The organism is Bordetella ansorpii, from assembly GCF_900078705.1.
Classification (GTDB): domain Bacteria; phylum Pseudomonadota; class Gammaproteobacteria; order Burkholderiales; family Burkholderiaceae_B; genus Bordetella; species Bordetella ansorpii_A.
Map to the genome: position 1 here is coordinate 761,914 of NZ_FKIF01000002.1, position 14,308 is coordinate 776,221.

Sequence of the window (14,308 nt, forward strand, 5' to 3'; positions counted from 1 at the left end):
GCGGGGTCCCAGGGATTCAACCGTTTGACCCCAGGGGGCCGACCTCGGCCCATGCACGGACACGCGCCCGTTCTCCGAGTGGGATGGGGGGCCTACGATGTCAGCGCCAGGCGCACGGCCAGGGCGGCCATGAGCAGCGCGATCAGGCCATCCAGCACGCGCCAGGCGCGGGGGCTGGCCAACAGCGGCGCGCAAAGCCGGGCGCCCAGGCCGAGCACGGCCAGCCACAAGGCGCTGGCGGTCAGCGCGCCACCGGCGAATGCCATGCGGTCGTCCCCGAAGCTGTGCGCCAGGGTGCCCACCAGCACGATGTCGAGCCAGAAGTGCGGATTGACCAGCGTGAAGCCCAGCGCCCCGAGCAGCGCCGCGCGGCGCGTGGTGGCGCCCTTGCTGGCGGCTTGCAGGCCATCGCCGGTCCGCAGGGCCCGACGCGCCGATTGCAGCGCATACCAGCCCAGGAAGGCCACGCCGCATACCAGCATGGCCTCGGTCAGCCATGGCGCGGCGTCGGTCAGCACCTGCAGGCCCAGCACGCTGCTGAAGATGAACAGGGCGTCGAGCAGGGCGCATAGCGCCAGGATGCTGCCCAGGTGCGCGCGCATCAGGCCTTGCCGCAGGATGTAGGCGCTTTGCGCGCCGACCACGGCGAACAATCCCAGGCCCGTGGCGGTGCCGCTGAGCCAGGCGCTGAACAGGGGGGGAAGGGCGGCGGTGAACGGCATGAGGGACTCGGCTTTTTCTGGTGTGGCTTAGCGCGGGCGCCAAGACACGAAGCACCCTGCATGATCGGTATTCTGGCCGTGCTTCATGGTGAAATACAGCTAATTTCCTTAATGCATATTAAGAATTTCTAATCCAATGCAGATCGATCACGGAAACCTGCGCGCGCTGGCCGCGGTGGTGCGCGAGGGCAGCTTCGAACGCGCCGCGGCGGCGCTGCACGTCACGCCTTCGGCCGTCTCCCAGCGCATCAAGACGCTGGAGGACCGCATGGGCCGGCTGCTGGTGCAGCGCACCGTACCCGCGCGCGCCACGCCGGAGGGCGAGATCCTGGTGCACCTGGCCGAGCAGACCGCCTTGCTCGAACACGATGCGCTGGGCCGCCTGGGCGTGGGCGACGAGGCGCCGCGCGCCAGCATCCCGGTGGCGGTCAACCACGACAGCCTGGAAACCTGGTTCGTCGATGCGGCCATCAGCTTCTCGGCCCGCGCCAACGCCACGCTCGACATGCTGTCCGAGGACCAGGACCACACGGCCGCGCTGTTGCGCAACGGATCGGTGCTGGGCGCGGTCACCACCTTGTCCGAGCCCGTGCAGGGCTGCCGCATCCACGCGCTGGGCAGCATGCGCTACGTGGCAACCTGCACGCCCGAATTCCACGCGCGGCACTTCTCGCAGGGCGTCAGCGCGCGCACGCTGGCGCAGGCGCCGGTGCTGGTGTTCAACCGCAAGGACGCGCTGCAGGCGCGTTTCGCGCGCCGCATCATGCGCGGCGCGCCGTGGCGGCCGCCGGTGTGGTGGCTGCCGTCCACGCGGGCCTTCGTGCAGGCCACGCGCGGCGGCCTGGGCTGGACCATGAATCCCCTGATGCTGGTGCAGGCGGAAATCGAGGCGGGCACGCTGGTGCCGCTGCGCGCGCGCGCCTGGGAGGACGTGCCGCTGTACTGGCAGCATTGGCGGGTAAACTCGCAGGCGATGAACGCCTTGACCGACGCGGTCCTGGCGGCCGCCCGCGTGCTGGTCCGGCGGCGTTGAACCCGCCCGGCCTCGCGCCGGGCCTGACAAGACGGAGACCTTCCTCATGATGATCCGCAGTTTCGCCATGGCCGCCGCCCTGAGCCTGTGCGCCGCCACCACCGCCTGGGCCGACAGCTACAAGGCCGGCCAGATCCAGGTCGACGACCCGTGGGTGCGCGCCACCGCGCCGGGCCAGCCCAACGGCGCCGGCTACCTGAAGATCCAGAACGCGGGGCAGGCGGCCGACCGCCTGTTGTCGGTCAAGTCCGACGCGGCCGGGCGCGTCGAGGTGCACACCATCGTCAACGAGAACGGCGTGGCGCGCATGCGCGCGGTCGACGGCGGCGTGGAGGTACCCGCGGGCGGCGAAGTGAAGTTCGCGCCGGGCGGCTACCACGTCATGTTCATGAAGATGAAGGGCGCCTTCAAGGAAGGCGCCGACGTGCCCGCCACGCTGACCTTCGAGAAGGCCGGCGACGTGGCGGTGACGTTCAAGGTGCAGCCGCTGTCGTACCACCCCGGCGGCTCGGGCGGCCACGACATGAGCGGCCACGACATGGGTGGCATGAAAGGCATGAAGCACTGAGGCGGCCTGCGCGGCCGGGTCTCGTGCAAGTCGGGCCCAGGCGGGGCGAGTCGCCTGGCCTGCCCCATCGCCTCGCGATTGCGGTGCACCGACAGGCCGGCGCGCTGCCGGCCTTGCTTCGCATCACTCCAGCTTGATGCCGGCCTTCTTGATGACCTGCGCCCACGTGGCGCGTTCCTCGGCGGCGTAGCGCGAGAAATCCTTCGGCGCCATCGGCATCGGCTGCACGCCCATGTCGGCCAGCTTCCGCGCGATCTCGGGCGACTTCATCGTGGCCTCCAGTTGCGCGGACAGCTTTTGCACCACGTTGTCGGGCAGGCCCGCCGGCCCCACCAGTCCTTGCCATGCGTAAGCCGTGAAATCGGCCACGCCGGCTTCGGCCATGGTGGGCGTGTCGGGCAGCGCCGGCACGCGCTCGGGGGTGGCCGACGCCAGTACGCGCAGCTTGCCCGCCTTCACGTTGGGCAGGCCGGCCGCCAGGTCGATGAACATCAGGTCCACCTGTCCGCCCAACAGATCCTGGATGGCGGGCGCGGCGCCCTTGTAGGGCACGTGCAGCATGTCCACGTTGGCGCGCTGCTTGAACAGTTCCAGCGCCAGGTGGTGCGGCGAGCCCGCGCCCGCCGAGGCGGCCGTCAGCTTGCCGGGCGTCTTGCGCGCGGCCTGGACCACGTCGTCCACCGACTTGAAAGGCGAGTCGGCGCGCACCGCCAGCAGCAGCGGGAAGCGCGCGATGCCGCCGATGTAGGTGAATTTGGTGGGGTCGTAGGACAGCTTGGCGTACAGCGAGGGATTGAAGGCCAGCGTGCCCGTGTCGGCCGTGCCGATCATGTAGCCGTTGGGTTCGGCGCCCGCGATGGCGGTGGCGCCCACGATGGTGGCCGCGCCCGGCCGGTTCTCGACGACGATGGTCTGGCCCAGCGGCTTTTCCATGCTGCTGGCGACGGCGCGCGCCACCACGTCGGCACCGCCGCCGGCCGGGTAGGGCACGATCCAGCGGATCGGTTGGGTGGGCCACTGCTGCGCGCCGGCGGCAGTGGCGAACGACAGGGCGGCAAGCGCCAGCAGGCGCCTCGCAAAGGTGCGCATGGGGTGTCTCCTCGTGCGGGATTGGAATAATGAATCGTGGTCGGCGGACGGCCTGGGCCGTTTCGCGCAGGCGGCTATTATGCGCCGCCGCCGTAGTCCCGCGCACCGAAAAGTGCGCTGCCGATGCGGATCTCGGTCGACCCTTCCTCGATGGCCAGCTCGAAGTCGCCGCTCATGCCCATGGACAGGCGGTCCAGCGTCACGCCCTCGATGCCTTCGCCGCGCAACCGGTCGCGCAACTGGCGCAGCCGCGCGAAGCAGGCGCGCACGGCCATCGGATCATCGGAGTTCACCGCCAGCGTCATCAGCCCCTGCACGCGCAGGCTGGGGCAGTCGCGCGCCACGGCGCGCAGCAAGGCAGGCAGCTCGTCGGGATCCAGGCCGAACTTGCTGGGCTCGGGCGAGGTCTTCACCTGCACCAGCACGTCCAGCGTGCGGCCTTCGGGCTCCAGCCGGCGCTGCAAGGCCTCGGCCAGTTCCAGGCGGTCCAGCGACTGCACCTCGAAGGCGTCGCGCGCCGCGTCCTTGGCCTTGTTGGTCTGCAGATGGCCGATCATCACCCAGTGCAGGTCCAGGTCGGCCAGCGGGCCGGCCTTCTGGCGGATTTCCTGCGTCTTGTTCTCGCCAAAGCGGCGCAGCCCCAGCGAGGCGGCCTCGCGCACCGCGCCGGCGTCGAAGGTCTTGCTGACGGGCAGCAGCGCCACACTGTCGGCGGGGCGCCCGGCCCGCTCGCAAGCGGCGGCCATGCGCGCGCGGATCGCGGCCAGACGGCCGGCCATGGGGGTCGCAAAAGAGGTGCTCATGGATGTGCTGCCACCAGAAACGAAGGTGCCCGAGGGCTCGTTCCCTGATTATCCCACCAAGGCGCAACCGCGTTGACCCTGCCTGGGCACAGGCATAGAATCGCCCGGAATTCATATACATCCAGACTTCCCCGTTCCGGCGCGCGCGCCCGTTTCGCGCTCCCTACTTTTCTTCGCCGCCCACCATGTCCGCCGCAGCGCCGCAATATCCCTTCGCCGTCCCCTTCCAGCAGCAGTACATCCCCCCGATCCGTTCCCTGATGCCCTACGCGCTGCGTCCCGGCACGGTATCGCTGGCCGGCGGCTATCCCGCGCAAGAGTTGTTCGACATCGAAGGCCTGAGCGAAGCTTCCACCCAGGTGCTGGCGCGCCTGGGTTCCTGCCTGCAGTATTCCAATATCGATGGACAGGCCAGCCTGCGCCACCAGCTGGCGCGCCTGTCCGGGCAGCGCGGCGTGGTGTGCGATGCCGATACCGAACTGGCCGTCACTGGCGGTTCGCAGCAGGCCATGGCCCTGGTGGCGCGCGTGATGCTGCAGCAGGGCGACCACGCCATCGTCGAGAACCCCGCCTTTCCCAACACGGTGAACGCGCTGTCGTACACCGGCGCCACGGTGCATACCGTGCCGTCGGGCCCGCTGGGCATCGACGTGGATGCGCTGGACGAACTGGCCGGCCGGGTCAGGCCCAAGATCGTCAGCGTGGTGGCCTCGTTCTCCAACCCGTGCGGTGCCACGCTGGCGCGTACCCAGCGGCTGCGGTTGCTCGAACTGGCCGTCAAGCACGGCTTCCTGATCGTCGAGGACGATCCCTACGGCGAACTGCGCTTCGCCGGAGAGATGATCCCACCCATCATGGCGCTGGCCGAGGGCGAGCAGCGCAACCGCGCCGTGTACATCTCCAGCATGTCCAAGACCATGGCGCCCGGGCTGCGCACCGGCTGGCTGGTCGCGCCCGCCGAGGTGCGCCGCCGCTGCGTGGCCGCCAAGGCCGCCGACGACATGGCCTGCCCGGCCTGGATCCAGGAAATCGTGGCCCAGTACCTGGCCAACGACCGCTATGCCGTGCACGTGCCGCGCATCCGCGAGGCCTATGGCAAGCGCTGCGATGCCATGGCCCAGGCCCTGGAGCGCGAGATGGCCGGCCACATCGAATTCATCAAGCCCGAAGGCGGCATGTTCTTCTGGGCGCGCCTGACCGGCCAGATCGACGCCACGCGCCTGTTGCCCTACGCCATCGAGAAGGAAGTGGTCTACGTGCCGGGCAAGGCGTTCTACGCCGAAGAGGCCGGCGCCGACCGCCACGCCATGCGCATGTCGTTCGCCACCATGAACGAAGAACAGATCACCCTGGGCATCAAGCGTCTGGGCCTGGCCATGCAGGCTTGCGAGGCTGGCGAGCCGACGTCGATCGTGCTGCCCTGAAGCCCGTGGCGGGCCGCGGTCCTCGTTCCCGGATATAAGCAGCAATGCCAGGGCGATTTGGCGGCGCGGCCAGCTGTCGCTAAGCTTCTTCCATCGCGGCGGCGCCATCCGGCCCGCCGACCGAAGGAGAAGCAACATGAAGATCCGGAAAACGGCACAGGTCTTGCTGGGTGCGGCACTGGTGGCGGGCGTGTTCGGCGCGCAGGGCGCCGCGGGCGCAGCCACGCTGGACGTGGTCAAACAGCGCGGCGCCGTCACCTGCGGCGCCACCACCGGCTTTGCCGGGTTCTCGGCGCCCGACGACAAGGGCGCGTGGAAAGGCCTGGACGTGGACCTGTGCCGCGCGGTGGCCGCCGCGGTGTTCGGCGATGCCTCCAGAATCAAGATCGTGCCGCTGAACTCGCAACAGCGTTTCACCGCCCTGCAATCCGGCGAGATCGACGTGCTGACGCGCAACACCACCGTGACGCAGCAGCGCGATACCGCCCTGGGCATCATCCACGCAGGCGTCAACTTCTACGATGGCCAGGGTTTCCTGGTGCCCAAGTCGCTGGGCGTGAAAAGCGCCAAGGAACTGAACGGCGCGTCGATCTGCCTGCAGACCGGCACGTCCAACGAGAACACGCTGGCCGACTGGGCGCGCGCCAACAAGGTCTCGTACAAGCCCGTGGTGATCGAGACTTTCGACGCCGTGGTCGGCGCCTTCGCCTCGGGCCGCTGCGATGTGTTCAGCACGGACGCGTCCGGCCTGGCCTCCATCCGCATCTCGAAACTGCAGAAGCCCGACGACTACATCGTGCTGCCCGAGATCATCTCGAAAGAGCCGCTGGGTCCGTTCGTGCGCCAGGGCGACGACGCCTGGCTGAACGTGGTGCGCTGGTCGCTGTCGGCCATGATCGAGGCCGAGGAATACGGCGTCACCTCGGCCAACGTCGACGAACAGCTCAAGAGCGAGAACCCGAATGTGCGCCGCATCCTGGGCGTCACGCCGGGCGCCGGCAAGAACCTGGGCCTGGACGAGAAGTGGGCCTATAACATCGTCAAGCAGGTGGGCAACTATGGCGAGAGTTTCGAGCGCAACGTGGGGCAGGGCAGTTCGCTGAAGATTCCGCGCGGCCTGAACAAGCAGTGGACCGATGGCGGCCTGATGTACGCCTTGCCGATCCGCTGACTTGCCCGATGGGGCCGCGCGACGGCGCTAGCTGCTCGCGTGGCCCCGGTACAGCGTCGAGATCTTCTCGAACGCCGTCTGCAATTCCCGCGTGCCGCCCTGGAATACCAGGGGGCGGCCGCGGTGCGGGAACACCACCAGCCGTTTCGAGAACAGCAGGGGGACGAAGCGGGCGAAGTGGATGTCCTGCCAGGCGATGTCGCGCGGCCGGATCCAGCTTTGATGCAGGCCGGTCTCGTCGATGGTGGTGACGGATGTCTGCATGTACAGGGACACGAAGCCCAGGGCCAGGAAGCACAGCGTCACGAAGCCCGCCATGATCCAGTTGGCGTGCTCCTGGGGCATGCGGATGGCGGCGCTGATGGCCTGCACGCCAACGACGGCCAGCACGGTCCAGGTCAGGATGCGGACCCAGTCGGGCCACGCCTGGCCGGACAGCGGAAGCGGGCCGATCTCGTTGAGCAGCGCTGCGTGTTCCAGGTGGCTGGGGGCGGATGACGCGTCGGTCATGATGGGGCGCGGCTTCCTCGTCGCGTAAAACAGGCCGCAGAGCGGGGACCCCACCCATTCTACGAAAAACCGCGCCGCCCGGCTCGATTTGTTTCCGGCAGTGTCTATCAGGCGGCGCGCTTGGCCGCCACGGCGTTGCCGGCCCGGCTGCCCCCCGCGCGCTGCAGGCAGGCCGAGATCCATTGGCCCGTGTCCACCACCGCGTCGAAGTCCACGCCCGTCTCGATGTCCAGGCCGCGCAGCATGTACAGCACGTCCTCGGTCGCCACGTTGCCGGTGGCGCCCTTTGCGTAGGGACAGCCGCCCAGGCCCGAGGCCGAGGCGTGGAAGATGCCGATGCCGGCTTCCAGCGAGGCCAGGATGTTGGCCAGCGACTGGCCGTAGGTGTCATGGAAATGGCCCGACACGCGCGCGGGATCGATCACCTGCGTCACGGCGCTCATCACCTCGCGCACGCGCCGCGGCGTACCGACGCCGATGGTGTCGGCCACGTCGACCTCGTCGCAGCCCAGCGCCATATAGCGGCGCACCACGTCGACCACGGCCTCGATGGGCACCTCGCCCTGGTAGGGGCAGCCCAGCGCGCAGCTGATGCTGCCGCGCAGGCGCACGCCGGCCGCTTTGGCGGCCTGCGCCACCGGTTCGAAGCGGGCGATCGATTCGGCGATGGAACAGTTGATGTTCTTCTGCGAGAAGGCCTCGCTGGCGGCGCCGAAGATCACCACCTCGTCGGCGCGCGCCGCCAGGGCGCCCTCCAGGCCCTTCATGTTGGGGGTCAGCACCGAATAGATCGTGCCCGGCCGGCGCGCGATGCCTGCCATGACTTCGGCGCCGTCCGCCATTTGCGGCACCCATTTGGGCGAGACGAAGGAGGCGGCCTCGATGTTGGCGAAGCCGGCGGCGGACAGGCGGTCGATCAGCTCGATCTTCACCTCGGTGGGCACGAAGGTCTTTTCGTTCTGCAGGCCGTCGCGGGGCGCGACTTCGACGATCTTGACGCGGGTGGGCAATGCCATGGGGAGATCCTGTCTCGGGGATGAAAGGCCGGGTGTGGGCACCCGTTTTCCTCAATAGTAGTCCCGCGGGGCGGCGGCGTCGCGCAGCGTGGCCGGGCCCGGCTATTTCAGGCGCTGGAAGCGGCCGCCGTCGATGCGCGCCACGTGGCCCGCCAGTTCCAGTTCGAGCAGTTGCGCCTGCAAGGTGGAAGTGTCCAGGCCGGTGCGCGCCTGCAGCGTGTCGGGGTGCAGGGGATCGAAGCTCAGCGCACGCAAAAGGGGAGGTTCGTCGTGGTCGCCGGCGGGGTCGTTGGCGGCCGGCTCCGCCGGGGGCGCCATGGCGGCCGATGCCGGTTGCCGCCGGCTCTTGCGGCCGCGCGGCGGGTCGGCTGGCGCGATGCCTGTCGAACCCAGCTCGTCGGTGATGTCCTGCGCCGTCTCGACCAGCTTGGCGCCCTGGCGGATCAGGGCATGGCAACCGCGCGACAGCGGGGAATGAATCGAGCCGGGAATGGCGAAGACCTCGCGTCCGCCTTCGGCAGCCAGCCGGGCGGTGATCAGCGAGCCGCTCTGCTTTGCCGCCTCGACCACCAGCACGCCTCGCGCCAGGCCGGCCACCAGGCGGTTGCGTTGCGGAAAATGGTGCTTCAGCGCGGGCGTGCCCAGCGGCAGTTCGCTGACCAGCGCGCCATGGGCGGCGATGCGGTGCGCCAGGTCGCGGTGGCTGGCCGGGTAGACCCGGTCGATACCGGTGCCCATCACCGCCACCGTGCCCGCTCCAGCTTCGCCGGCCAGCAGGGCGCCCTCGTGCGCGGCCGCGTCGATGCCCTGCGCCAGGCCGCTGATCACGCACCAGCCGTGGCCGGCCAGGTGTCTGGCAAAGGCCCTGGCGTTGTCCTCGCCGCCGGGGGTGGCGCTGCGCGCGCCGACCACGGCCAGGCTGGGGCCCGTCAGCCGTGTCGGGTCGCCCGTCACGTACAGCAGCACGGGCGGATCGGCGATGTTGAGCAATTGCTGCGGATAGGCGGGATCGGACAGCGTCAGGATGTGGCGGCCGGGCTCGGCCACCCATTGCAGGGTGCGTTCGATCTGCGCCAGGACTTCGTCAGACGGCGAACCCGCCAGCTGGATGGCCAGGTTCTGCGGCACGTGGCGCGCCAGCGTGGCGGCGCCGTGGTCGTAGATCTGCTCGGGCAGGCCCAGGGCCGCCAGCAGCGTATAGGCCGTGGCCGGCCCCACCCCGGGTTCCAGGGACAGGCGCAGCCAGGCGGACAGTTCGGCGGGGGAGTGCGACAGGGGCATCGAAGGATTGGCGGGAAGGCACGGGCCGCAAGCCGCGGGCCGAGGGGAAGGCGGACAGTGTCGCATGCCCCACGCCGCGCCGAGGGCGCCGCGTGCTGGAAATGCCCACTGCGGGCTATGCGGTTTTTAGCGGAAAACTATTAGAAATCAAGCCCCTCATCAACTATGATGTAACACCAAGGTTCCCGACAGACGTCTTTTTTTCCATGGCACTGCTTCCCATCCTCCGTTTCCCCGATCCCCGCCTGCACAAGAAGGCCAAACCGGTCGCGGTGGTGGACGATCGCATCCGGAAGCTGGTCCGCGACATGGCCGACACCATGTACGAGGCGCCCGGCGTCGGGTTGGCGGCCACCCAGGTCGATGTGCACGAACGCGTCATCGTCATCGACGTGTCCGAGGAGGGTAACCACCTGCGTGCGCTGATCAATCCGGAAATCGTCTGGAAAAGTCCCGAACTGCAAACCTACGAAGAGGGTTGCCTGTCCGTGCCGGGGATCTACGACGAAGTCGAACGCGCCGCCCGCATTCGCTGCAAGGCATTGGACGAAAACGGCAATCCGTACGAATTCGAGGCCGAGGGTTTGCTTGCGGTTTGCGTGCAGCACGAAATCGACCATCTCGACGGCAAGGTTTTCGTCGAATATCTCTCGCCGCTCAAGCAGAACCGGATCAAGACCAAAATGAAGAAGGCCGAGCGGGAGACGCAGAAGGCTTGATTATTTTCAGCGGCGGGGTTCACGGCATTCCACAATGCCAGCTGTTGCAAAAATCTGACTCTCGACAGAAGGCGCCTGAAGACCAGGCGCCTTTTTTGTCCTATCTCCTCGCGTACGTGCTCCGGACCATGTCGATCCCGGAACGGTTTTTCGAATTTGAAATGAAATCCGAATCGCGCTATTCGTGATTTTCCATTTTCTGGATGTCCATTACCCATTTGAGGTATGGACGGTTTTTCTTTCGTCCCGATAGACTCGTTCGCCCTCAGTGATTGGCCGTCTGCCGGTTAATCGCGCTGATATGGCATATACCTCACGAAGGCATTTACGGAGCAATTCATGGATTACAAGGTGGGCCGCCGGACGCTGCCGGCGCTGTTGAGCATTGCCATTCTGAGTTTGGTCGGTTGCGGCGGAGGTGGTGGTGACGATGACGATAAGTCCTCCGCCAATCCGCCGGCATCAGGAACCTCGACCCCCGTGGCCGCCACGCGTCTGACCGGCACCGCCGCCACGGGCGCCGCGCTGGCAAACGTGTTCATCACGCTGACCGATGCGAATCTGAAGACGCTGACCGCAAAGAGCGATGAAAACGGGGCGTTCGTGTTCGACATCACCGGCGCCAAGCCGCCGTTCGTGCTGGTCGCCGCCGATCCTTCGGGGCGCTCGGTACCCATGGTGTCGCTGCTGACCGAAGTGCCCACCGCGGTTGACCAGGCGCCTACGGCCGTCGTCAACCTGACTCCGCTGACCACCGCCGTGGCCGCGCTGCTGACCCAGTCCGGTGACCCCTTGCAACTGGCCACGCACCCGGAGTTGGCCAACGTGTCGCCCGCCACGCTGCAGGGCGCCATTGCCGTGCTGAAGAACGTGTTGGCCGACATTCTGTCCGCCAACGGCGTGCCCGACTCGTTCGACCCGTTCACAACGACATTCGCCACAAATCACAGCGGGGTGGACGCGGTCATCGATTCGTTGTCTATCCAGCACACGCCCAATGGCCTGCGCATCGCCTCGATCGGCGATACCGCCAACGGCGTAGTGTTCAATCCGCAAGCGCTGGCCTCTGGCTCGCCCGGCCAGAAACTGGCTCCGCCGCCCGTGGCGGCCAACTATCTGGCCAGCGTGGCCGCCGCGCTGCAGCGCTGCTTGGCCGATGGCAGTATCGGCACCAACGAGGCGGCTTGCGTCACCGCGCTCTCGCCCGACTACCGCTTCAACGGCCTGAGCAACTTCGTCGATGCGCATATCGAGGCCGCCGGCGGTGTCACCGCGGTGGGCATGCCCAAGACGCTGACCTTGCTGGACGAAGGCAAGCGTGCGCTGGTACAGATTCCGTACACGCTGGCCAATGGCAAGACCGGCACGTGGACAGAATTCGCCGTCAACACGCCCAATGGCGGCTGGCAGATCCACGGCAACCAGCAGGTCTACGAGGTGCGCCTGCGCAGCTTCATCACCCGGGGGCAATCGGTGTCCGCCGGCGCGCAGATTAACCTGGAGGCCGGCCTTCAACTCGCCATTCCCGCAGGGGGAAAGATCGGCGCGGAAACCGTGACCTTCGCGTCCGTGTCCGGTCCCGGCATTTCCGGTAAGGCCTGGCTGGCCCCGCGCATCGCGGACGGGGCAAGCACGCTGGGGCTGACCATGGACGCCTTGCAGGAATTGCCTGATCCTCCGTACCTGATTGGCTATGACACGAGCTTGTACCGCTGGTCCTGGATGCCATTCTTCGAAGATGGCGCATATACCGCGCCGCGCATGCCCGGCATCTACAACCGGGCGACGCGTGTCTATGACGCGTCCACCATTCCCCCGTATTCGTCCTACACGGTGACGTTCTTCAACGAGGGCGGCGAACAGATCGGCCAGGACGAGGTCATCAATCCAGCCCTGCCCGTGACCGCCGATGTGGGCCGCACGCTGAACGTCTGGCGCGATCTCACCGACGAGACCAAGGCGTCCGTCCTGTCGCCGTCGGGTTCGCAGGCTGGAGAAACGCCAGCGCTGACGGTGTCCTGGACCGAGACGGTCATCAATGGCGTCAACGTGACGCCGCCACTGGCGACGACCCTGATCAAGTCGGTCAACCAGATGACGGGCCGCACCGTGCATGGCAACCTGCGCCGTGGCGATTCGCCTGCCGTCGCCAATGGCGTCTACAGCCTGACCATCACCGCCGGCATTCCCCAGAATGGCACCGCATCCATCTGCGATCCGGCGTGCAACTTCGTCCCTCTGGCACCGAGCGCTTCGCGTCTGGTCGAACTCGGCGGCCTGCTGAACGAGCTGGCGATCTACGACGACTATTCCGCCTATTCCTACTGAGCTCCTGAAGCGCGGAAGGTCCTTGCCGGACGTTTCCGCGCTTCAGTAATGTGTCTTGCCCAGATGGCGCACCCAGCAGGTGCGCTTTTTTTTTCGCGGCATTGTTGCCTATTCGCCGCGACGGACGGCAGGCGTCGTAAAATTCCGCACGCATTTCGTATTGTGTTGTAACGTGTGCGAAATTATCGATCGTGGAGCCGGATTCATGGATGTGTCGCATGCATGCTATGACGCGCTCGTGCATGCGATATATGAGGCTGCATTGCGTCCCGCCGCATGGGGGAATTTCTTTGCCGAGCTGAGCCACGCCCTCAAGGTGCCCACCGTTTATCTGCTGGCCCTGGACAAGCGCCACGGCGTGTTGTCCTACATCGACGGGCACAACCTTCCGCCGCCGGCCCAGTCGCAATATTTGCAGCAGAACGTACGTGTCAATCCGCGCGTGGCCGCGCTGGCGGCCTATGCACCGGGCCATTGGTTGCATTCCCACTCGCTGTGCGGCGAGGCAGCCGTCGCCGGGGATCACTTTTTCCTGGAATTGCTGATTCCCAATGGCCTGCGCCATGTATCGGGCTGCAAGTTGCTGGATGACGACGCCACCTGCGTTTTCTTCGCCGTAATGCGCGGCCTGGACCAGTCCCCGCTTAGCGAAACGGAGATGGACTTTCTTGGCCGCCTGACGCCGCATCTGCAACGCGCGGCGCGCTTGCAAAGCCATCGCTTCGTCGCGTCGACCAAGGCGCTGATCGGGCATGCCCTGGTCAACAAACTACGCCAGCCGGTGGCGTTGCTGGAGCCGGATGGCGCCGTGGTGTCGTTCAACGAGGCGTGCCGGCGCCTGCTTGAAGCGACCGCTCTGCTGGCGTCGTTGGAGGGCATGATCCGGCTGCCCGAGCCCTTCCAGCACCAATTCACGGAGGGATGCCTTGCCATGGCGGCGCGCCGCGGCGATATTGAGGGCGCCTCCATGGGCTACCGCTCGATGCAGATCGCCTCGCCGGGCTTTCCCGGGGCGGGCAGCGATGTGCTGTATGCGTTCTACACCCTGCTGATGCCCGAGCAACCTGACGATGTCCACAGTATGCAGCCCCTGATCCTGGTGCTGTTCCACCATCCCGCCACGGCGGCGCCATTGGATGCGGAATTGCTGGCCCAGACCTTCGACCTGACGCCATCCGAGCTTCGCGTCAGCCGCATGCTGGCGGGCGGATGCACCGTGAAGGAAATCGCCGCGCGAGCCGGCGTGCAGCATGACACGGTACGCAAGCAATTGCAGTCCATCTATCGCAAGACGACCACCAGCCGGCAGGCCGACCTGATCCGGCTGATGCTGCAACTGTCGTCCACCGCGTTCATGGCCTGACGGGGGACTTGCGCGCGCAACCGAAGAATTTTGTATCAATGTTGCGTTTCGCCGACATTCTTGGTCAATCAGTCACGCAAAGCGCAAAATTTTTCGCAATACTTGTTCACAGATCCCGGAAGACCGTATTTATGGGTTTTTCGAGTGCCCCCGCGCCCCTGAATGCGCAAGAAGGCCGTCCCACGAACAGTCTTCACATCATGAGCCGCGATCGCGCTGGCCCCCGCTGCCCGGGCCATTTCACCTGATAGTGTCTCCCACACTCACTCTCTCCTGATGAT

13 protein-coding genes are annotated in these 14,308 nt (G+C 66.9%); 7 read left to right on the forward strand and 6 right to left on the reverse strand.

What is annotated here, in order from left to right:
• Positions 1 to 92 precede the first annotated feature (92 nt).
• Positions 93 to 722 (reverse strand): LysE/ArgO family amino acid transporter, encoded by a 630-nt coding sequence (locus A6745_RS07100; protein ID WP_066125109.1) that lies wholly within the window; start codon positions 720 to 722, stop codon positions 93 to 95.
• A 136-nt stretch (positions 723 to 858) separates the two neighbouring features.
• Between A6745_RS07100 and A6745_RS07105 the strand changes: the two genes are divergently transcribed.
• Both A6745_RS07105 and A6745_RS07110 read left to right on the forward strand, forming a co-directional pair.
• Positions 859 to 1,755 (forward strand): LysR family transcriptional regulator ArgP, encoded by an 897-nt coding sequence (locus A6745_RS07105; protein WP_066125110.1) that lies wholly within the window; start codon positions 859 to 861, stop codon positions 1,753 to 1,755.
• A gap of 46 nt (positions 1,756 to 1,801) precedes the next feature.
• Positions 1,802 to 2,323, forward strand: a complete 522-nt coding sequence (locus A6745_RS07110; RefSeq protein ID WP_066125112.1) for a copper chaperone PCu(A)C — start codon at positions 1,802 to 1,804, stop codon at positions 2,321 to 2,323.
• 123 nt (positions 2,324 to 2,446) lie between these two features.
• On the opposite strand, the gene A6745_RS07115 is transcribed toward A6745_RS07110, so the two are convergent.
• Both A6745_RS07115 and A6745_RS07120 read right to left on the reverse strand, forming a co-directional pair.
• Positions 2,447 to 3,412, reverse strand: coding sequence for a Bug family tripartite tricarboxylate transporter substrate binding protein (locus A6745_RS07115; protein ID WP_066125113.1), 966 nt, complete (start codon positions 3,410 to 3,412; stop codon positions 2,447 to 2,449).
• 77 nt (positions 3,413 to 3,489) lie between these two features.
• Complete coding sequence (locus A6745_RS07120; RefSeq protein ID WP_066125115.1) at positions 3,490 to 4,215, reverse strand: YggS family pyridoxal phosphate-dependent enzyme; 726 nt, start codon at positions 4,213 to 4,215, stop codon at positions 3,490 to 3,492.
• A gap of 185 nt (positions 4,216 to 4,400) precedes the next feature.
• Between A6745_RS07120 and A6745_RS07125 the strand changes: the two genes are divergently transcribed.
• Together A6745_RS07125 and A6745_RS07130 are read left to right on the forward strand one after the other, a co-directional pair.
• Complete coding sequence (locus tag A6745_RS07125; protein WP_066125117.1) at positions 4,401 to 5,639, forward strand: aminotransferase-like domain-containing protein; 1,239 nt, start codon at positions 4,401 to 4,403, stop codon at positions 5,637 to 5,639.
• 136 nt (positions 5,640 to 5,775) lie between these two features.
• A complete protein-coding gene (locus A6745_RS07130; RefSeq protein ID WP_066125120.1) occupies positions 5,776 to 6,810 on the forward strand; it encodes an amino acid ABC transporter substrate-binding protein in 1,035 nt (344 codons plus the stop codon).
• Between the two features lie 27 nt (positions 6,811 to 6,837).
• Here the strand turns inward: A6745_RS07130 and A6745_RS07135 are convergent, their stop codons facing one another.
• The 3 genes from A6745_RS07135 to dprA all read right to left on the reverse strand — a co-directional run bounded on the left by A6745_RS07135 (position 6,838) and on the right by dprA (position 9,617).
• Positions 6,838 to 7,320 (reverse strand): hypothetical protein, encoded by a 483-nt coding sequence (locus tag A6745_RS07135; RefSeq protein WP_066125122.1) that lies wholly within the window; start codon positions 7,318 to 7,320, stop codon positions 6,838 to 6,840.
• 107 nt (positions 7,321 to 7,427) lie between these two features.
• On the reverse strand, positions 7,428 to 8,336 hold the full coding sequence (locus tag A6745_RS07140; RefSeq protein ID WP_066125124.1) for a hydroxymethylglutaryl-CoA lyase: 909 nt from the start codon (positions 8,334 to 8,336) through the stop codon (positions 7,428 to 7,430).
• Between the two features lie 102 nt (positions 8,337 to 8,438).
• Positions 8,439 to 9,617: a DNA-processing protein DprA gene (dprA, locus tag A6745_RS07145; RefSeq protein WP_066125126.1), complete on the reverse strand. Its 1,179-nt coding sequence runs from the start codon at positions 9,615 to 9,617 to the stop codon at positions 8,439 to 8,441.
• Between the two features lie 206 nt (positions 9,618 to 9,823).
• Between dprA and def the strand changes: the two genes are divergently transcribed.
• From def to A6745_RS07160, 3 genes are all read left to right on the forward strand, one after another.
• Positions 9,824 to 10,336: a peptide deformylase gene (def, locus tag A6745_RS07150; RefSeq protein WP_066125130.1), complete on the forward strand. Its 513-nt coding sequence runs from the start codon at positions 9,824 to 9,826 to the stop codon at positions 10,334 to 10,336.
• 480 nt (positions 10,337 to 10,816) lie between these two features.
• On the forward strand, positions 10,817 to 12,664 hold the full coding sequence (locus tag A6745_RS07155) for a hypothetical protein (protein WP_066125132.1): 1,848 nt from the start codon (positions 10,817 to 10,819) through the stop codon (positions 12,662 to 12,664).
• 55 nt (positions 12,665 to 12,719) lie between these two features.
• Entirely contained in the window at positions 12,720 to 14,027 is a 1,308-nt protein-coding gene (locus A6745_RS07160) for a helix-turn-helix transcriptional regulator (RefSeq protein WP_156513301.1), read from the forward strand.
• Positions 14,028 to 14,308: the final 281 nt, after the last annotated feature.

Bases quoted from the DNA above. Each gene is read 5' to 3' on its own strand.
- A6745_RS07105 (WP_066125110.1), top strand. From the start codon at position 859: ATGCAGATCGATCACGGAAACCTGCGCGCGCTGGCCGCGGTGGTGCGC.
- A6745_RS07135 (WP_066125122.1), bottom strand. From the start codon at position 7,320: ATGACCGACGCGTCATCCGCCCCCAGCCACCTGGAACACGCAGCGCTG.
- A6745_RS07120 (WP_066125115.1), bottom strand. From the start codon at position 4,215: ATGAGCACCTCTTTTGCGACCCCCATGGCCGGCCGTCTGGCCGCGATC.
- A6745_RS07100 (WP_066125109.1), bottom strand. From the start codon at position 722: ATGCCGTTCACCGCCGCCCTTCCCCCCCTGTTCAGCGCCTGGCTCAGC.
- A6745_RS07125 (WP_066125117.1), top strand. From the start codon at position 4,401: ATGTCCGCCGCAGCGCCGCAATATCCCTTCGCCGTCCCCTTCCAGCAG.
- A6745_RS07110 (WP_066125112.1), top strand. From the start codon at position 1,802: ATGATGATCCGCAGTTTCGCCATGGCCGCCGCCCTGAGCCTGTGCGCC.
- A6745_RS07115 (WP_066125113.1), bottom strand. From the start codon at position 3,412: ATGCGCACCTTTGCGAGGCGCCTGCTGGCGCTTGCCGCCCTGTCGTTC.
- def (WP_066125130.1), top strand. From the start codon at position 9,824: ATGGCACTGCTTCCCATCCTCCGTTTCCCCGATCCCCGCCTGCACAAG.
- dprA (WP_066125126.1), bottom strand. From the start codon at position 9,617: ATGCCCCTGTCGCACTCCCCCGCCGAACTGTCCGCCTGGCTGCGCCTG.
- A6745_RS07130 (WP_066125120.1), top strand. From the start codon at position 5,776: ATGAAGATCCGGAAAACGGCACAGGTCTTGCTGGGTGCGGCACTGGTG.
- A6745_RS07140 (WP_066125124.1), bottom strand. From the start codon at position 8,336: ATGGCATTGCCCACCCGCGTCAAGATCGTCGAAGTCGCGCCCCGCGAC.